Source organism: Rhodospirillum sp. A1_3_36 (assembly GCF_047263945.1).
Lineage (GTDB): Bacteria > Pseudomonadota > Alphaproteobacteria > Rhodospirillales > Rhodospirillaceae > Rhodospirillum.
In genome coordinates, this window is record NZ_JBLAVB010000012.1 from 64,222 (window position 1) to 83,185 (window position 18,964).

General features: G+C 59.9%; 16 protein-coding genes. 3 read left to right on the plus strand and 13 right to left on the minus strand.

Annotated features, from left to right (window positions below; translation table 11 throughout):
• Positions 1 to 73: 73 nt before the first annotated feature.
• A complete protein-coding gene (locus ACLIRY_RS20120; protein WP_413207215.1) occupies positions 74 to 952 on the minus strand; it encodes a hypothetical protein in 879 nt (292 codons plus the stop codon).
• A gap of 193 nt (positions 953 to 1,145) precedes the next feature.
• Between ACLIRY_RS20120 and ACLIRY_RS20125 the strand changes: the two genes are divergently transcribed.
• Together ACLIRY_RS20125 and ACLIRY_RS20130 are read left to right on the plus strand one after the other, a co-directional pair.
• The gene (locus ACLIRY_RS20125; RefSeq protein ID WP_413207216.1) at positions 1,146 to 1,838 is read left to right on the plus strand and encodes a helix-turn-helix transcriptional regulator; all 693 of its coding nucleotides are present in this window, start codon (positions 1,146 to 1,148) and stop codon (positions 1,836 to 1,838) included.
• A gap of 150 nt (positions 1,839 to 1,988) precedes the next feature.
• The gene (locus ACLIRY_RS20130; RefSeq protein ID WP_413207217.1) at positions 1,989 to 2,360 is read left to right on the plus strand and encodes a VOC family protein; all 372 of its coding nucleotides are present in this window, start codon (positions 1,989 to 1,991) and stop codon (positions 2,358 to 2,360) included.
• A 171-nt stretch (positions 2,361 to 2,531) separates the two neighbouring features.
• Here ACLIRY_RS20130 and ACLIRY_RS20135 read toward each other — a convergent pair whose 3' ends face one another.
• From ACLIRY_RS20135 to ACLIRY_RS20170, 8 genes are all read right to left on the minus strand, one after another.
• Complete coding sequence (locus tag ACLIRY_RS20135) at positions 2,532 to 3,092, minus strand: TetR/AcrR family transcriptional regulator (RefSeq protein ID WP_413207218.1); 561 nt, start codon at positions 3,090 to 3,092, stop codon at positions 2,532 to 2,534.
• A 30-nt stretch (positions 3,093 to 3,122) separates the two neighbouring features.
• Positions 3,123 to 3,593 (minus strand): DUF1348 family protein, encoded by a 471-nt coding sequence (locus ACLIRY_RS20140; RefSeq protein WP_413207219.1) that lies wholly within the window; start codon positions 3,591 to 3,593, stop codon positions 3,123 to 3,125.
• A 121-nt stretch (positions 3,594 to 3,714) separates the two neighbouring features.
• On the minus strand, positions 3,715 to 4,155 hold the full coding sequence (locus ACLIRY_RS20145; protein WP_413207220.1) for a glyoxalase superfamily protein: 441 nt from the start codon (positions 4,153 to 4,155) through the stop codon (positions 3,715 to 3,717).
• Positions 4,152 to 5,618 carry an MATE family efflux transporter gene (locus ACLIRY_RS20150; RefSeq protein ID WP_413207221.1) on the minus strand — a complete coding sequence of 489 codons (1,467 nt, stop codon included), beginning with the start codon at positions 5,616 to 5,618 and terminating at the stop codon, positions 4,152 to 4,154. The genes ACLIRY_RS20145 and ACLIRY_RS20150 overlap by 4 nt, the downstream gene beginning before the upstream one ends.
• Before the next feature lie 483 nt (positions 5,619 to 6,101).
• Entirely contained in the window at positions 6,102 to 8,663 is a 2,562-nt protein-coding gene (locus ACLIRY_RS20155) for a GcvT family protein (RefSeq protein ID WP_413207222.1), read from the minus strand.
• Between the two features lie 177 nt (positions 8,664 to 8,840).
• Positions 8,841 to 9,725: a bifunctional methylenetetrahydrofolate dehydrogenase/methenyltetrahydrofolate cyclohydrolase FolD gene (folD, locus tag ACLIRY_RS20160; protein ID WP_413207223.1), complete on the minus strand. Its 885-nt coding sequence runs from the start codon at positions 9,723 to 9,725 to the stop codon at positions 8,841 to 8,843.
• Positions 9,726 to 9,772: 47 nt separating this feature from the next.
• Positions 9,773 to 10,708, minus strand: coding sequence for an electron transfer flavoprotein subunit alpha/FixB family protein (locus ACLIRY_RS20165; RefSeq protein ID WP_413207224.1), 936 nt, complete (start codon positions 10,706 to 10,708; stop codon positions 9,773 to 9,775).
• Between the two features lie 19 nt (positions 10,709 to 10,727).
• Entirely contained in the window at positions 10,728 to 11,477 is a 750-nt protein-coding gene (locus ACLIRY_RS20170) for an electron transfer flavoprotein subunit beta/FixA family protein (protein ID WP_413207225.1), read from the minus strand.
• 198 nt (positions 11,478 to 11,675) lie between these two features.
• On the opposite strand from ACLIRY_RS20170, the gene ACLIRY_RS20175 reads away from it, so the two are divergent.
• A complete protein-coding gene (locus ACLIRY_RS20175) occupies positions 11,676 to 12,716 on the plus strand; it encodes a GlxA family transcriptional regulator (protein WP_413207226.1) in 1,041 nt (346 codons plus the stop codon).
• A 95-nt stretch (positions 12,717 to 12,811) separates the two neighbouring features.
• On the opposite strand, the gene ACLIRY_RS20180 is transcribed toward ACLIRY_RS20175, so the two are convergent.
• The 4 genes from ACLIRY_RS20180 to ACLIRY_RS20195 form a co-directional block, all read right to left on the minus strand.
• Positions 12,812 to 14,461, minus strand: coding sequence for a BCCT family transporter (locus tag ACLIRY_RS20180; protein ID WP_413207227.1), 1,650 nt, complete (start codon positions 14,459 to 14,461; stop codon positions 12,812 to 12,814).
• Between the two features lie 141 nt (positions 14,462 to 14,602).
• Positions 14,603 to 15,736 carry a 2Fe-2S iron-sulfur cluster-binding protein gene (locus ACLIRY_RS20185; protein WP_413207228.1) on the minus strand — a complete coding sequence of 378 codons (1,134 nt, stop codon included), beginning with the start codon at positions 15,734 to 15,736 and terminating at the stop codon, positions 14,603 to 14,605.
• The gene (locus tag ACLIRY_RS20190) at positions 15,733 to 17,007 is read right to left on the minus strand and encodes an aromatic ring-hydroxylating oxygenase subunit alpha (protein ID WP_413207229.1); all 1,275 of its coding nucleotides are present in this window, start codon (positions 17,005 to 17,007) and stop codon (positions 15,733 to 15,735) included. Before ACLIRY_RS20190 ends, ACLIRY_RS20185 begins: the two co-directional genes overlap by 4 nt.
• Before the next feature lie 809 nt (positions 17,008 to 17,816).
• The gene (locus ACLIRY_RS20195; protein WP_413207230.1) at positions 17,817 to 18,845 is read right to left on the minus strand and encodes a GlxA family transcriptional regulator; all 1,029 of its coding nucleotides are present in this window, start codon (positions 18,843 to 18,845) and stop codon (positions 17,817 to 17,819) included.
• Positions 18,846 to 18,964: the final 119 nt, after the last annotated feature.

Here is an 18,964-nt window from a genome sequence, read left to right on the forward strand (position 1 = left end):
TATGCATGGAGGGTCTGGGAGGCCTTGGCCTCCCAGCGGAGGTTTGGAGGCGGAGCCTCCAAGACGGTTGCTCTTACTCCTGCGATTGGATCTGCTGAACAATACTCGACAGCATCTGGCCCCAAAGCAACTGGGCCGGACCACCCTCCAGGGGATCACCCAGGGTGGTGAACAGGGGGTGGTCTCCCACACCGTCGGCAATGGCCTCCTCGGTACTTTCCTTGATTGCCCTGAAGTCATCGTCGGTCAGGCAGCCCAGCAGCATCAGGGCCGGGCGCTCGATGGCCTGACAGTTCAGCATGAAGAAGCCGATGACTCCGGCCTGCATGGTGATTTCCGTCTTCTCCTCGTCAAAACAGGCCTGCAGGGCCTCCAGCATTTTGGCCGCTACATCGGGATCGGCATCATCCCCCAGAACGATGGCGGTCACCAGCTCGTCCGGCATCCCTTCCAGCTTGTACATGGTCGCCAGGATCAGGAAGAGCGCCAGTTCCTGTTTCCACTTGTCGTGCAGGGTGTGGAAATATTCCACGTCGCCGGTGATATTGCCCGCATGCTGCAACAGCGACAGCGCAAACAGCATCTTCAGGAAGAATTCGGGGTCGGCGGCCGTATCCTTGCCGGCAAAGCAGTCCCGCAGGTACTGGGACAGGGGCTCGGCTTTCAGACCCACACCGTGGAAGGTGGGGCTTTTCGGATCGCCCAGGGTCAGTTCCAAGTGGAACAGGCGAACGGCGGTGTCGTTAAAGGCATTGCCGCCTCCGTTTTCCACCTCAAGCCCCACGGCTTCGCGCACGGCTTCGATCAACAGGGTATCGCCCGACGTGTCGACGGCGGCGGCCAGTTCGCCGCTTTCCAGGGCAGTGTGCATGAGCAGCCAATCGGACTGGATCATGGACAGCACCCCCTCGGGGGTTTTCAAAGACGCGGGATCCAGGGTCGGTTCGGCCATGGGTGGCTCTCCTCGGTGATGGCAGTGGGGTCTGGCCGGAGGGGGCAGACCAAAACGAAAGCGAAGGTATCCCGAAAAAGCCGCCGGGGGACAACAGCCAGGGGCGGGATGGCGATGGCGCATGCTAACATGCCCCCACGGGCGGAAGGCCAGCCCCAAAACACCCATTTTCACGAAAGACCATTCGCCAACCATGTCCCGCTCCCAACGGTTGCTCGACCTTCTGCAGGCTCTGCGCGGCCACCGCCGCCCCGTGACGGCCCAAGCCCTGGCCGATAAGTTGGATGTCAGTACCCGCACCCTCTACCGTGATATTGCCACCCTGCGGGATACCGGCGCGCCTATCGAAGGGGAAGCGGGCATCGGCTATATCCTGCGTCCCGGACATCTTCTGCCCCCTCTGATGTTTTCCCCCGCCGAGATCGATGCCCTTGCCCTGGGGGCGCGTTGGGTGAGCGAGCACACCGACCCGGCCTTGGCGGAAGCGGCGCGGGATGCTCTGGCTAAAATCGCCGCTGTCTTGCCCACCGATCCCCGGGACGCCCTGGGCATGAGTCCCCTGCTGGTCGCCGGCCCCAAGCGGGAGACCCTGGATCCAAGAATCCTCGGCCCCATCCGCGCCGCCATCGACGGAGAGCGCAAAGTCGATCTGACCTATCGGGATAAGGATGACAGGGAGTCAAAACGGGTGGTCTGGCCCTTTGCGCTCGGCTTCTTCACGGAGGTCCGGCTGCTCGTGGCCTGGTGCGAAACCCGCCAGGATTTTCGGAATTTTCGCCTGGACCGGATCGTCCAGTTCACCCCCCGGGAAGAGCGTTACCCCCGAGGCCGCCGGATCCTCCTGGCCGACTGGCGCGAGAAAGAAGGCATCCCCGCCGCCTTTTGACGCTAGAATGCCTTCGAGATCAGAGTGAAACCAGGGCAGCTTGTTCCAAGCTGATCCAGTTTCACTCCAGCCCTTCAGTCTCCTGACAGGTTCTGACAGGGCCTTGGGGCACACTCCCGCCATCGACCAACACGACACGGGAGTTTCTCCATGCCCATCCCCAGCTACACGATCCTTTACGTGGCCGATCCCCAGACCTCCGCCCGCTTCTACACCGATCTCTTGGAGATAGAACCGGTGGAGTCCTCCGGCACCTTCGCACTGTTCGTCCTGCCCCATGGGCACAAATTGGGGCTTTGGTCCTGCCATACCGTGGCCCCGGAAACCGACGTCACGGGTGGTGGCTGCGAACTGGCCTTTCCCCTGGACAGTCCGGAAGCGGTGGATGCCCTTTATGCCACTTGGAGCGAGAAGGCTATCCCCTTGGCCATGGCGCCAACAGACCTGGATTTCGGGCGGTCTTTCGTGGCTTTGGACCCTGATGGCCACCGCCTGCGCCCCATGGCCGTGTTCGTGGAATAGGATCGCGAAAACCCTCTGGGCAAGAGGCCGGACTCTTGCCCAGCTCCGCCAGCAGTGTGTCGGAGTATTTTTCCGCTGCTTTGACGGTGGCATGGTCTGGCGCGGGGCAAGGGGAGCGGTCAAATCGGCGATATCAGCTGTCAGCTTGTCGCGCAGGGCCAAGGCCCGATCTTAGAGTGAAGGGAGGGCGGTTTGGGTGGCCAGTTGGGCCAGGACGCGGGTAAAAACCCCGTCATCGTCCATGGCCCGGGCCAGCACCAACGCCCCCTGAATCCCTCCCACGACCTGTTCCGCCATAGGACGGGCCTGGGCGGCGTCCCAACCGAGGCGAACCAAGGCCTCTGTCAGGGCATCAAGCCACCGCTGAAAATAGGATCGGATCGCCTGGGCGAAGGGATCCCGGGTCGCATCAAGGGCGAAGGCGCCGACCAGACAGATCCTGCGTCCGGATTGAAAGTACTCCGCGACGGATCGCCACATCCGGTCTATGCCCTCCGCCGGGGGAGCCTCGCGGAGGGGGGTGAAGACCTCCTCCTCGAACCACCGGTCCACATGGGCGAGAACCTCACGGGCCATCTGCTCTTTCCCGTCGGGAAAGAAATGGTAGAGACTACCCTTGCCGAGGCCCGTTCGCGCTGTGATCCGCCCCATGGAAGCCCCCTCATATCCCAACTCGCGGAAGATCTCGGCGATGAGGGCAATGACATCCCGTTTCTCGTGAACCTTGCGCATGGGGGAAGGGGGCTCCTTTCGGGCGGGGGGCTACAGGCCCAGATCAGACAGGCCGGGGTGGTCGTCGGGGCGTCGCCCCAGGGGCCAGTGGTATTTCCGGTCCCCTACGGCAATGGGCTGATCGTTGATCGAGGCGAACCGCCGTTTCATAAGGCCATCGGCATCGAATTCCCAGTTCTCATTGCCGTGGGAGCGGAACCACTGGCCCGCCTCGTTACGCCATTCATAGGCAAAGCGGACGGCGATGCGGTCATCGTCGAAGGCCCATAATTCCTTGATCAGCCGATAGTCCAGTTCCTTCTGCCATTTGCGCTCAAGGAAGGCGGTGATTTCTGCCCGACCCCGGGGGAATTCGGCACGATTGCGCCATTGACTGTCCTCGGTATAGGCCAAGGCGACGCGGGCCGGATCGCGGGAATTCCAGCCGTCTTCGGCGGCGCGGACCTTTTGAATCGCGGTTTCCAGAGAGAATGGGGGGACAGGGGGACGAGACGGAGACATGGGTTGGCTTCCTTTTGTACCGATTGGTATTCATTGTACCTATTGGTACAACAACGAACATGCCAAGGCAAGGAAAAGCGCAGACTCCTTGAAAACGGGGGGCCGCGCCCCCCGCTTTGTGTTATCGCGATGGGGCCATGACCAAGGCGAGGTGGGGCCGTCCATTGGACGTCTTCTCGCGGGTACAGCCATCGGGGCCAACGGTTCCCGTAACCCGTTTGCGGAAATTGGACATCCCCTCGAAGGTGATGACGTCCACGGCCTCGTCCAGATCCAGGGTCAGGCGGAACCACCCCGGTTGCACCTGATGGACGGCGAGGATTTCCGCTTCGAAGGCCTGGGACAGGTAGCTGCCCCGGACCTTGGCGCCCACGACCCAGGGCACCGGCGGACGGTTGCCAATGGCCGCGTGCATGGTGTTCCAGTCCCGGAAACCATGTTGGTGGGCGACCAACTCCAGGGCCTGTCCATGACTGATTTCGGTGCCCCCTGCGGCGAGGCGGCTGCGCAACCGTTTCGCCTGTTCCTTGGCCTCGGGGAGACTCAGTGGAGTCCTGGTCATGGCCTCGCCTCCCGCAAGGGGGCCTGAAACAGACCCCACCGGAGGGTGCCTCGCCGCGCCGACCGGGCGAGAATAACAAGGGTTAAGGTCAGCAAGAGACCTTCCGCCAGGGGCGCGGCCAACCAGATACCCGCCTCGCCCAAAACGCGGGGCATGAGGACTGTCAAGGGGAGGCTGAAGGCGTAAGGCTTGGCAAGGTTCAGAAGGGCAGCCCGCTTCGCCTCCCCGATAGCCTGGAAATAGGTCGCGACCAGGATCAAAGGACCGGTGACGACGAACAGGGCGGTCATCTGCGGAAGAATCCGGGCGATCTCCCCCACCACAATCGGGTCGGAGACGAACAGGGCACCGATGGGTGCGGCGAAGCGGGCCAGGATCGCTTCCCCTAGGGCGCAATAGGCCAAGGCGAGTCCCAAGCCGAGCTTCAACCCGCGATCGGCCCGATCCCAGGCGCCGGCCCCGCTATTGGTGCCGACAATGGATTGCATGGCCTGGGCCAATCCCAAGAGCGGGAGGATCAGGACCGTGGTTACGCGGATGACCACCCCATAGGCCGCGACTGTCGCGTCCACCTGATCGCCTCCGAAGAGCCGAATTGCAGCAAGAATGGCCGCAGAGACCAGGGCGATACCCACGAAGTTCAACCCGCGCGGCCCCCCAAGGGCCAGAATGGCACTCCAGCCCGTGGTGCAGCCCGGGCCCTTTAGGAGCCCCAGGATCACCCCCGGGCGGAGGGCGCTTCGCACTCGGTTTCGGTGGCGGAGGATCACCAGGAGGGCCAGGGCTTGGGCGGCCAGGGTGCCAAAGGCCGATCCGGCGACTCCCCAACCGGCGCCCAGGATCAACAGGGCGTTGAAGGCCATATTGGCCAGGGAAACAAAGAGGCTCATCCCGGCCATGGCCAGAACCCGCCCCTCATCCCGCAGGGCCTCCGCATTGGCCGAGAGGAGGAAGAAGAGAGGGGCGCCGAGGATCGTGATGGTCAGATAGGTCTGGGCCCAGTCCCCGATGGTGCCGGGCTCCCCAGCAAGGAGCGCGCCCGCCTGTTCCCCGGTGGCCAGCCCAGCGGTCAACGCGACGGCCAGAAAGAGCAGGATCAAGCCCCCCCCCAAAGCGAGGCAGAGCCCATGGGCACCGGCGAAGACGGCCCTGGCCTCGTGCATGCGGCCCGCGCCCAAATGGCGGGCGAGCAGGCTGGACAGGCCGCTGGACACCGCCATGGCGACCCCATTCAGCAGCATTTGAACGGGAAAGGTCAGGGTGACCGCTGTCAGGGCATCGGCGCCCAGGGTTACACCGAGAAACAGGGCATCGATGACGGTCAGCAGACCGCCCATCCCCATGACGAGAATCACGGGTGGGGCGGTTTTCAGGTACAGAAGGCCCAGGCCCCCTTGGGTATAGGGATTGGCCTTGTGGGGTGTTGGTCGTGAAACGGCGGGTGAAACGGTGTCGGATGACATCCCGGTCTCCTCAAGCACGGATTTCCGGCGGAGGGAATGGGAGCTCGCATTGCCACCCTTTGGAAATCCATGGAGGGTCGGGCTGTTTCGATCATCGCCAGGGCTTCACCAAAGGGTCTTCCCTCGCGAGCGGCCGGTGCCTGGAACACGGCCCTGGATGTACGTCGGAAGAGGGCAGAATGTCAATGGAGTATGAGCAAAAGGTCCTCTACAGAACCGATCATATCAAGAGGAGGTTTCCCTTGTTTGGCCAGCTTGGCGACTTGGCCAAGCTGCTTCCCCCCTGTCCGGGGCATGCCCTGGACAGGGGGGGGTGTCTCGTTACGGGGCTTTGCCCCGTCCCCCACTGGGGCCGTAAGGCCCCAGACCCCAGGCAGTTACTGGCCGTAAGGCCCCAAGTGGGCTTGGCCTCGAAGGCACTCTAAAATCTATACAATGAGAGTGAAACTGGATCCGCTTGACTCAAGCGGATCCAGTTTCACTCTAGCTTCGAGGCAGAAGGTTCTCGGGATCGTACAAGGGCTTATAACCGACCGCAGCAACCTCGACGGGGAAAGTTTCACCGAAATATTCGACTTTAAACGTCCGCCCAATCTCACACTGAGGCCAGGGCAGGTAGGCCAGGGCGATATTCTTGCCGATGGTGGGACCATAGGCAACGGAGGTCGTGAAGGACCGACGGCCAAGCGCGTCAACCAGGGTTTCACCGGTCTCCGGATCCAACACCGGCATGATCCCAACGGGATAGCGGGCCACACCCTTGCTGTCCAAGTTGTCCGTCATGACCAGAGTACAAAGCATAGTGGGTTGATGATCCCGGGCCTTGTATTCCAGGTGCTTCGCCTTCCCGCAGAAGTCGGCTTCCTTGACCTTGGGCCGGGCCAGATCGGCTTCCAGCAGGTTGTATTCGGTCAGCAAGTCGGCGTTTTGCAAACGCAGGGATTTTTCCATGCGCCGGGAGTTGGCATAGGTCTCCACGCCCACTGCGGTGACTCCGGTGGACCGCAGGGCGTCCCAGACAGCCAAGCCATCCTCGTAGGCCATGTGCAGTTCCCAGCCTTGTTCCCCGACATAGGAGAGGCGGAAAGCGGTCACCGTCTTTCCGGCGATCTCAATGGGTTTGATTGCGGCAAAAGGGAAGTTTTCCTTCGACAGGCCGTCCGGATCTGCGACGACCTTTGATAGGGTGTCCCGGGCATTTGGCCCCCAGATGCCGATCGTGATGTATTTTTCCGTCACGTCGGTGATGGTGACATCGAAGCCCTTGTCCTGGGCGACCCGCCGCATGTACTGAAAGTCACGGGGGCCCGCGTCCGCACCATTGATCAGGCGACACCGATCCGCGAAGCGGATCACGGTAAAGTCAGCCCGCACCATACCCTCTTCGTCAAGGAAGTGGGTGTAGATGCCCTTGCCAATGTTGTTGTCCCCACCAATCTTCGCCGCACACAGCCATTCCAGCATGGCGACGTGGTCCGGCCCTTCGATCTCCGTGAGATGGAAGTGGGACAGGTTGATGATGCCGCAGTTCTCACTGAGTTCCAGGTGTTCGGCATTGGAAACGCGCCAGAAGTGGCGGTTGTCCCACTCGTTTTCCCGCACCGGAACGCGATCGCCGTACTTCTCCAGCAGGTGCTCGTTGGCGGCATAGCCATGGGCCCGTTCCCAACCGCCCAATTCCATGAAATGACCGCCCAATTCCTTTTCCCGCTCATAAAATGGAGAGCGGCGGATCCCCCGACCACCCGCGAAGGGTTCGCGGGGGTGAACAGGTGGGTTGTAGATCTTTGCCGCCGTTTCCTCACAACGCTCCTGAATGAACGTCTCGTCCAACTGAAACTCGTTGAAGCGGGAGAAGTCGATGGCGTGATGGTCGATCGCCGTGCGGCCATCGGTCATCCAGTCAGCGATGAGCTTCCCCATACCCGGGCCGTCCTTGACCCAAATGCCCACCGCGTACCACAGGCCGCGCACTTTCTGGCTTTCCCCCATGGAGGGACCTCCGTCCGTGGAGGTCTGCAGCAGGCCGTTGAAGGAATGGCTTTCGTTGAAACCCAGTTCGCCCAAGATGGGTGTCAATTCGATGGCGCGTTCCAGGGGTTCCAGCACATCCTCCAGTGCCAAGTCCCGTTGAGAGGGCGAGAGGCGGGCCTGTTCCTTTTCCAGGATATCCCGGGGGTGGACCAAACGAGGATTGGTCTCATAGTAGTAACCCCATTCGATCTGGCCACCCTCGGCGGTCTTGGGATCCCCGGTATCCCGCATATAGGCGGAATTGCCTTGATCGCGCATCAGCGGCAGGCCGATTTCCACGCCGCTGTTGGCCCACTCCTGATAGGGGCCGAAGAAGGTCAGCGGATGGTCCACGGGCATCACCGGCAGGTCTTCACCGGCCATCGCCGCAATGAGCCGCCCCCAGAGTCCGGCGCAGACGACCACATGATCGGCCATGATGGTGCCGCGTGTCGTGTTCACCCCTGTGATTCGCCCGTCTTCGATGACCAGGGAAAGGGCCGAGCAATTGGCGATGGAGGTCAGCTTGCCACTGTCGACGCCCTGATCCACCAGCTTGCCCGCCACGGTCTGGGACCGGGGAATGACCAAACCGGCGTCGGGGTCCCAAAGGGCGCCCTGGATCAGATCTTCCTCCAACAGCGGGAACTTTTCCTTGGCTTCCTTGGCGCTGATCATCGTGGCGCGGGTTCCAAAAGCCTTCCCGGAGGCCACTTTGCGCTTCAATTCTTCCATGCGGGCATCATCGCCGACACGGGCAACCTCGATGCCACCGATGCGCGCGTAGTGGCCCATCTTTTCGAAGAAATCCATGGAATAGAGGGTGGTCCAGCAGCTGAGGAAATCATGGCTGGTTGCGTAGCAGAAATCCGAAGCATGGGCCGTCGATCCGATGTCGGTCGGAACGCCGGACTTGTCGATACCGACAATGTCATCCCAACCGCGGGCGATCAGGTGATGGGCGACCGAGGCCCCCACGATGCCGCCGAGACCGACGATGACCACCTTCGCCTTTTTAGGAAATGCAGACATATTACGCTCCACCTTTTTCGGACGTTATCTGGAATGAAACGGGATCACCTTCAATCAAGCTAGCGCAGTTTCACTCTCATTATTGAGATTTCAGGGTTCTTCCGAGATCAAGTGACTCTGCGTCGCGGGAATGGCTTGTTTTCAACACGACGCGTTCCAACTTGATCTCCGAATATTCTATAAGAAGCTCGGCAAGGGCAGGTCACCGCGCCGATGGGCGGCAATCACCGTGTTGTGCATCAAACACATGATGGTCATCGGACCGACACCTCCCGGCACCGGGGTAATGGCACCAGCGACCTGAGACGCGCCGGAGAAATCCACATCGCCGACCAGACGCGTCCTGTCGTCCCGAACGACGCGGCTTGTGCCCACGTCGATGACCGTCGCGCCGGGTTTGATCCAGTCCCCCTTGACCATTTCAGCCTGCCCCACGGCGGCAACGACGATGTCGGCCTGCCGGACTTTGCTAGGCAGGTCACGGGTTCGCGAGTGGGCCATTGTAACGGTGCAGTTCTCCGCCAGCAGCAATTGGGCCATCGGTTTTCCGACCAGAATCGAACGACCAATGACGATGGCGTCCAGGCCGCTCAAGTCCCCCAATTCGGACTTCAGCAACAGGAGACACCCCAGGGGGGTGCAGGAGGTCAACCCGGGAAGGCCGGACACCAGATTGCCCGCGCTGATCGGATGAAGCCCGTCCACGTCCTTGGACGGATCAATGGCATTGATCACCGCCAGGGAATCCAGGTGGTGGGGCAAAGGCAGTTGGACGAGAATGCCGTCCACTGCGTCGTCCGCATTCAAGGTCGCAATCAGCCCCAGCAGGTCAGCTTGGCTGGTGCTTTCAGGCAGGACGTATTCGAAGCTTTCCATGCCGAGCTTCCGGGCCATGCGCCCCTTGCTGCGCACGTACACTTCACTCGCCGGATCCGTTCCCACCAAAACGACGGCCAAGCCGGGGATTCGACCGGCTTGCTCGCGGAACGCCGGTATGCTGGCGCTGATTTTTTCTCCCAGACGGTTGGCATGGGCCTTTCCGTCGATGATTGTCGCATTCATGCGAAATCCCCCTGACTTTTTGTATTTTTGATTGGTGTGACGGGCGATTACAGAAGGCTCTCCAATTCGGGCAGAACATCGAACAGATCCGCCACCAGACCATAGTCGGCGACCTGGAAGATCGGAGCATCCTCATCCTTGTTGATCGCCACAATAACCTTGGAATCCTTCATTCCGGCCAAGTGTTGAATGGCACCGGAAATTCCGCAAGCGATGTAGAGATCAGGAGCGACGACCTTGCCGGTTTGCCCCACTTGCCAATCGTTGGGGGCGTACCCCGCGTCGACGGCAGCCCGTGACGCCCCGACCGCAGCACCCAGCCGGTCGGCCACGGGCAGGATGGTCTCGCGGAACTTTTCGGCGGATCCCAGGGCCCGACCACCGGACAGGATGATGCGGGCGCCGCTCAACTCCGGCCGGTCGCTCTTGGAGACGATGTTCTCGATGAAACGGGACAGGCCAGCGGCCGCGACCTCGGCATCGACGGCTTCAATGGGAGCCGGGGCGGCCCCCTGACCGGCGGCATCGAAGCTGGCTGTCCGCGCGGTGATCACGGTTTTGGGGTCGGTGACGCGGACGGTCTGCACCGCATTCCCCGCGTAAATCGGGCGCTTGAAGGTATCGGCCGACACGACCTCCATGACTTCCGACAGTTGCATGACATCCAGCAAGGCGGCCAGACGGGGCATGACATTCTTGCCCGTGGTGCTGGCCGCCGCGATGAAAACCTCATAACCGGAGCTCAGGGACTGGAGCAGCGCCGCGGTCGGCTCGGCCAGGCGTTCTTCCAGGGCCTCGCTTTCGGCGACGAGCACCTTGCGGACTCCCTCCAGGGCGGCTGCGGCTTGGGCCACGGTCGCGGTGTTTTTGCCCGCAACCAGGACATCAATATCCCCCCCGATTTGGGTGGCCAAGGTCAGAGCCCGGGCGGTCTGGTCGGACAGGGTGACGTTGTCGTGTTCGGCGAAAAGAAGGGTGGTCATCCAAGGGACTCCGGTTCGATCAAAGAACGCAGGCTTCGGTCTTGAGCTTGTCGATGAGGTCCGCAACAGAGGCGACCTTGACGCCCGCCTTGCGGGCGCCCGGTTCCTCGGTTTTCAGGATCTCCAGGCGGGGCACGACAGAGACGCCGAAATCCTCCGGGGTCTTCTCCTCCAGGGGCTTCTTCTTCGCCTTCATGATGTTGGGCAGGGAGGCGTGACGCGGTTCGTTCAGTCTCAAGTCAACGGTGACAATGGTCGGCAGGGTAACCTCGATGGTCTGCAGACCGCCGTCGACCTCGCGGGTGACCAGGGCCCGGTCCCCTTCAATCGACAGCTTGGAGGCGAAGGTGCCCTGGGACCACCCCAACAGCGCCGACAGCATCTGGCCCGTCTGGTTCGCATCGTCGTCGATGGCTTGCTTGCCCAGAAGAACCAAGTCCGGAGCTTCGGCGTCAACGACGCCCTTCAGCAGCTTGGCCACGGCCAGGGGTTCCACAAGGTCGTCGACCCGGATCAGGATCGCCCGGTCCGCGCCCATGGCCAGCGCTGTTCGCAGCGTTTCCTGGGCCTGAGCGGGTCCGACAGACAGGGCGATGATTTCTGTGACCTTACCGGCTTCCTTCAGGCGAACCGCCTCCTCGATGGCGATTTCGTCGAACGGATTCATCGACATTTTCACGTTCGCAAGGTCTACTCCAGACCCATCTACCTTAACGCGGATTTTCACGTTGTAGTCGACCACCCTTTTGACGGGGACCAAGACCTTCATATCAGACCCTTTACGAAACTGGTTGGGGAAGCGGGTGAGGCTGGTCCACAGGCCGAACCAAATTCCGGTCTCCCTCCTCCGGGCATCATGGTTTCAGCATCGCCAGAGCGGATAGGAATTGACAGGACGTTTGCGTCACTCTTGGATGATCGTAACGACAATGTGACAGGTGGTGGTTGATTGCTGAGGGAGAGGGCGATGGCAACTGGTGTCGATGAGCGACGGAACGGTGGACATCCCCGATCCGACAAGGGTATGGGTCCTGTTCAGAGGCCACGGTTGTCCGTCGGTTTCATTCTGGCCAAGCGGTTTACACTCTGCGCCTTCGCGAATTTCGTTGATGTTCTGCGGCTCGCAGCGGACGAAGGGGACCGAAGTCGCCCCATTCTTTGCGACTGGGCCGTGCTGTCCGACACCATGGATGCAGTTCCATCAAGTTCGGGGATCACCGTCCAACCCAAGGAACGTTTGGGGGATCCCCGAAAATTCCATTACATCGTGGTGATTGGGGGGTTGATGGACGAGACCCCCAATCTCGGAGCGGCCTATACCAAATATTTGCGACAGGCTGCGGAGATGGGAATTCCGCTCGTCGGAGTGTGCACGGGCGCCTTTCTGCTGCACCAGGCCGGACTGATGGATGGCTATCGATGCTGCGTGAGCTGGTTCCATCATGCGGACTTTCTAGAGCAATTCGATGGTCTGGATCCGGTCGCCGACCAAATTTTCATTGTCGATCGCAATCGACTGACCTGTTCCGGCGGCGCCAGTTCCGCCCATCTGGCGGCCTATCTGGTGGAAAAGCACGTGGGACGGGCCCAGGCCAGCAAAAGCCTGCATATCATGATCATCGATGACGCCCATTTGCCTGAAAAACCCCAGCCCGGTGTCACCCTCGATCTGAAGACCCAGGACCCTTTGGTCCGACGGGCTCTGTTGATCATGCAGCAAAACCTGGATTTTCCACTGCCCGTGAAGGAGATCGCGCGGCGAATGGGTGTCGGCAATCGCCAGATCGAGCGACACTTTAGTACGGCCTTGGGAATTTCACCGCAGGCGGCCTTCCTGCGAATCCGCCTGTCCTTCGCCCGCCATTTGGTGGAGACGACCGATAAGTCCATAGCTCAGATCGCCGTGGACTGTGGATTTTGTGATTCGTCGCACCTGAGCCGCATGTTCCGTCGACGGTATGAGCGCACCCCTCAGGAAGTGAGGCGGGCGCTGCTCGATGCTTCGTGATACCAAGCCGCATAGGTTTCAGCCCATGCGGACAGACCAAGGCGCGGTGAGTTTGGCTCACCGCGCCTTATGCCCTTCCCCGTATACCGTTCCCCTTACCGCGGCTCGGACGCCAATCCACGCCAGATCGCGACACACATGACCAACAGAACGATGGTAAAGGGTAGTCCCGTTGAAATCACCATGGATTGTAAGGACTTCAACCCTCCCGCGGACAGCAGAAGGACAATGGCGACAATGCCTTCGAACACGCACCAGAAGACCCGTTGCGGGGCTGGAGCATCCACCTTTCCACCCGAAGTGATGGCGTCGATCACAAGAGAGCCGGAGTCAGAGGAGGTGACGAAGAAGACGATCACCAGGATGATGCCGATGAAGGAGGTGATCGATGCCAAAGGAAGTGCGTCAAGCATGGCAAAGAACTGCAGCGGAAGATCGGCCTGCTGGGCGGCTGTATAGCCATCCCGAATCACTTGGGAGACGGCGGTGCCGCCAAAAACGGACATCCAGATAACGCAGACCATGGAAGGAATGAGCAAAACGCTGATCAGGAACTCCCGAACCGTCCGGCCACGGCTTACGCGCGCGATGAACATGCCGACGAACGGTGACCAGGAAATCCACCAAGCCCAATAGAAGGAGGTCCAGCCCTGCATGAAGTTCACGTCGTCACGGCCGACGGGATTGGCGAGGGCAGGGAGATACTGAATGTAGGCCAGCAAAAAGTCGCCAAGATCCGTCATCAACAAAAGAGTCGGGCCAGCGAGGAAGACAAACAGGAGCAGGCCGAATGCCAAGCCCATGTTGATTTCCGAAAGGAGCTTCACGCCCGCTTCCAACCCCCGGACAACGGAGAACAGGGCAATGGAGGTGATCCCAATGATCAGAATAACCTGAACTGTGGGGTCAATGGGAACACCGAAGACCTTGTGGAACCCGGCATTGGCCTGCACCGCGCCAAGGCCAAGGGAGGTGGCGAGGCCGAACAAGGTGGCGAAGACCGCCAGAATGTCGATGATATGCCCAGGCCACCCCCAGACCCGCTCCCCGAAAATGGGATAAAAAACCGAGCGAATCGTCAGGGGAAGCCCCTTATTGTAGCTGAAAAGGGCCAAGCTCAAACCGACAATGGCATAAATCGCCCAAGGGTGCAGGCCCCAGTGTCCGATGGATGCGGCCATGCCAAGGCGAACCGCTTCCTCGGGGCTGGCGGCCGCCCCAAGGGGAGCCCAGTCGGTGCGCACCCCGTCTTCCCCAATGGAGACACCACCCAGGGAAGAGGAAAAGTGACTCAATGGCTCGGACACACCGTAGAACATGAGGCCGATGCCCATGCCAGCGGCGAAAAGCATGGAAAACCAGCCGATATAACCGAAATCGGGTTTGGCATCTCGACCACCCAGCCGCACTTTTCCATAGGGACTGACGACCAGGACAAGGCACAGGATCACGAAGATGTTCGCTGACCCGATGAAAAACCAGTCAAAACCTTTTGTGACGCCCGAGAACAGCATTCCGAAAACAGCAGTTGCAGCATCGGGGAAAATAAGAGTGAAGGCAACAAAGGCGATGACGGACAATGCGGAAATGACAAAGACGGGGTTATGAATGTCAAAACCAAATGGGCCAACGCTTCCTTCTATGTTGTCTTGACCAATCGTGTACTCTGTATCTATTTGCCCCTCTAGAATTGGTTCTTGCGTTTCGTCCACTGTGGTGGCGCTTGGGTCACTTGTGTTCCTCACGTGTAGTCCTCCTACATGTTTCGTACGGACATGGCCCGAATTGGCGGTCCTTTTCCTTGAACCGTCTCCTTTTTGAGTTTTTTGTTGTTTGGGTTGTCGCGGGATCACCATAGGACCCCGCGACGGCCCGAGTTGGTGGCGCTAAATCTCCACCTCGATGTCCGAGGTTGGGGTAGAGCAACAAATCAAGATCTTGCCTTGATCGATCTCCCGTTTACGGATCCCTCCGCCATGCTGCATATCCACCTCACCAGAGAGCAGCTTGGACTTACAGGTTCCGCAAATTCCTCTCTGACAGGATGCAATTGGCAGCAGTCCCGCTGCCCTCGCCGCAGAAAGGATTGTCATGCCGGGACTGCATTCCACGATGTGGCCTGTTTTCGGGAAGCTGACCCGGAAGGTCTGATCGCTGATTTCAGGGGCGGAGATGGCCGGTTCGTCGAAAGAGCCCGCCGTCTCCGCGCCGAAATCGAAGCTTTCTTCGTAATAGTTGACCATATCAAAACCGGCTTCGACAAGCATGGCTCGGATGCCATCCATGAAGGGTCCCGGTCCACAACAGAAAATCTGCCTATCCAGGAAGTCCGGGCTCATCAACTGCAGCATGGGCAGGGACAAGCGGCCGGTGAAGCCGCTCCACGCGTGGCTGGGAGAGGAGGCCTGGCAGGTAAGGGACACCTTCAAACTGGGGTTCTGGGTGATCAAGAGCGCCAGTTCGTCCTGAAAGATGATGTCCGAAGGGCTGCGAGCGGCGTGAATGAAATGCAGATCCGTGGGTTCGGACAGGTCACAGGCCGTTCGTGTCATGGACATCATGGGGGTAATGCCACTGCCCGCAGAAATGAACAGCAGTTTCTGGTCCGCAGTCGCATCGGTTGTGAATTCTCCCGTCGGGCCACTCACGGTGACTTCTTTCCCCGGGACCATGTAATCGTGCAGCCAGTTTGAGGCGGCGCCACCGGGGACCCGTTTGACCGTGATTTCGATGCGATAGGGGCGAGCGGCCGACCCGGAAATGGTATAGCAGCGTGACACCATGCCTTCGACCGGCAGCTCCAGGGTCATGAACTGACCAGGATAAAAGCGGAAGGCTCGGGGTTCACGCGCCGAAAAGACAAAGGTCTTCACATCGTGGGTTTCCTGCCGCACTTGACGGCAGACGAGGATGTCGTCGACTTCTGGATCCCACAGGGGGACACGGGTCGCTTCCGTGAATTTGGAAGTGTCCCGCGCGCCGGACTGGCGCGCGGTTTCCTTGTTTGGGGTGGTGCTCATTCGGCCGCCATCTCGATCTTGTCTGAGGTGAGGTGGTTGCGCAGACGGGATACGTACCAGTCACAGAACGCTTCCACGTGGGGTTCGGTGAATTCGGAATAAGGACCTGTCTCGTATCCCGGCTGGTCGCAGCCAAGCTGGGTCAGACGCACGAGTTCCGCGTCTTGCTGGTTGGTCAGTGTCCACACGTGGGTCAGGTTATCGAGCTGGTAGTCCTCACCTTCAATGGCATCCTTGTTGACCAACCAGATGGTCCGCAACAGGGTGCGGTCAGCCGAGACAGGCAGAACGGAGAAGCAGACGATGTGGTCGCCCATGAAGTGGTGCCAGGAGTTCGGCTGTGTCCATAAGCTCAGACCGCCCAATTTTGGATCCGTCAAGTTACCCAATAGCTTCTTGCAGGCCGCCTTGGTATCGACGGTGTGGGATTCTCCTTCCCACTTGAGGGGAAGGCGCATGGCGCGGAAGCCCGTGACATTCCGCAGATGCTCTTGCTCGCTGGACGGCAGCCCGCATCCTTCCCAGGCCTCATGCGCTTCTCGCAGAGATTTTTCATAGGCTTTGACGTCTTCGGCCCGACGCTCGTCCAATTCATCCGGTGAGAAACCGAAACCGAACTCGGTCAAAGGGACCGTCAGCTGAGGATGGTTGCTTTCGCAGTGGTAGCACTCACGGTTGTTCTCCATGGTAAGCTTCCAGTTGCCTTCCTCGATGATGTCTGTGATATGGGCAACCTTGCAGTTTACCAAGTCATGGGGCGCCAGATAGGGCTCCACGGTCGTCGCAACCTGCTCGATATCGGCGGGAGGGGTCTCGGCCAAGCAGATGAAAATCAGACCGCTAATGGAGCGGATGTGGACCGCTTTCAGGCCGTGGCAGTTTTTCTTGAACCCGCTGCCCATGTGCTCGGCGAGGATGAGTTCACCGTCTTCGTTGTAGGTCCAGCCATGGTACCGGCAGACGATGTTGCCAATGGTGGCCGACGGGTCGGTGACCAGTTTGGCGCCTCGGTGGCGGCAGACATTGTGGAACGCGCGAATCTGCATGTCATCCCCACGCAGAAGCAGGACGGACGCCTTGCCGATGTCCACGGTGAAGCAATCACCGGATTCGGGGATTTGGGGTTCAACACCAACAAAGATCCAGTGTTGGCCAAAAATCACCTCTAGATCAAGATCAAGGACCTCCTTGGAGGTATAAAAAGGGGCTTCCAGGCTTTGGCCTGTCACGCGACGTTGGACAAGATTCGCGATATCGGTAGAGAAACGCATTTGTGCATACCTCGGTGTCTAGATGTGCTTTTTGAATGAAACCACCCTTATCCAGAACAACTCTTTATCGAGCCGTTATGAGAGGAGGCGGTCGGCCTGATTGCTTTGCGGCAGGTGAGAGGAGGAAAAATCCACCCTGTAAATCCCCGACGCGAAAGGTCGGAATAGAACGAACCCGCTTCCGGGCTCTGGCCGGGGAGCGCAAGACCACGACACGGGTCCCCCGAAGTCGGGAGGACGTCGTCCCCAAGGCCCGTTTCCGGGCGGTGGTCTCTGCTCCGTGCTGAATATCGTGGCTCTAAGAACACCCGAAATTCTCCCTGTTCCTTTTTTAGGGGCGGCACGTGTTGTTTTTGACCGGGCGGCACTTTCCGATGGAGAATTTAGAGATCGTTCTCGCACCATGAGGCAGAACCAATGCGACGACCGGGCGGTATTTTGGCGACGTCTGGCTAATTTTTTTACTTTTTGCGCAGGGCTTGGGTAACCTTTATTATTTTGTTATTAAAGTAATTTCTCCTTTATTCTCTGTTTATCAAAGTGAAAATGGCTATATATTCGATTTTTTTGCATTATATGACAAGGTGGGCGGTTTTCGAAGAATCAGCCGTACGAATTGTAGGCGTCGTAGTTCGTTATTTCTGCTTCAGTGGTCTTGCTTTTTTTTGAAAGTGAGCTTGAATTCGAGCTGCCTATATCCAATACATAAATTTCTGGCCTCTACGAGCCCATTCTCTCGTTCCGATTGACAACCTCGTTTTTGGTGGGCCGATGAGGGTCTTCCAAGCACGCATCCTGCATCTCCGTATTTATTCGGAAAGGGGCGCTGGCTCCGGGGTAAGAGCCGAGGCAATCGCGCCCTGAGCCTTGCGATATTGAGCAGGGGTGGAGCCCCGTTCGGCTTTCATGGTTCGGGAGAGATGGGGGGCATCACAGAAGCCGCAGGCCATGGCGATTTCGGCAATGGAGTCCTCCGTCTCGCGAAGCCGCAACATGGCCCGGTCGAGGCGCAGTTCCACGTAAATCTTTTGGGGGGAGCGTCCCAGATCCGTCATGAACCGGCGTTCCAGGGTGCGACGGGCAATATCCATGTCATCGGCCAAATCCTCGATGGACTTGGGAAATTCGATATTCTGCTGCATCCGCAGGATGGTCCGTTTGACCACGGGATCCTTGGCCCGCCGCGTCAATTGCTGGCCGGGCTGCGGTCGCTCCCCGCTGAACGCCGCGTCCACCATCATGATGTTCAGGCTTTTTGTTGCCGCCGACAGACCGATGTGTCGTTGCACCAAAAAAGCAGCCAGATGGGAGGTTCCATGCCCGCCCGAGCAGGTCAGGCGGTTTCGGTCCACGACGAACAGTTGGTCGGCGACCGGGGTTTCCGAATCGAAGCGGTCGATGAAGTCCTGGTGGTGAAACCAACTGACGCAGCAGCGATACCCCTGCAACAGCCCCTCCTCGTACAGCACGAACACCCCGGTGCAGAGGCCCACCAGCGCCGTTCCCTCCTGGGCGCGGGCCCTCAGGAAGGCGGTCAGTTCTGCGTCCAGGGCGCTCTGATCCCCGATCAAGCCGCCGACGACGACGATGTAATCGTAGCTTCCGGCGTTTCGGACCCGCCTGTCCGGTTGGACCCGCACGCCACAGCTCGAGCGGATGGGCGACATGTCGCCAGAGAGCACCGACCATTCGCAGAGGATGGGACGGGATTTGTCCGCATCGTCCCCCGCGAGCCTGAGGACATCGACGAAATTGGCGAAGGCCGACAGGGTGAACCGGTCCGCCAGCAGGAAGGCGACACGAAGCGGCTTCCGGGATGAAGTCTTGTCTTCGGGCATGACGCAAACCTTCAAGTGAGTTGGCGCAAAGTTACCTCCGACCGAGCATGACGGAAAACTAACCTCTCTCCTAGAGCACGTCGTGGTTGGACGGAATCGCGCAGTGACATCGTCCGATC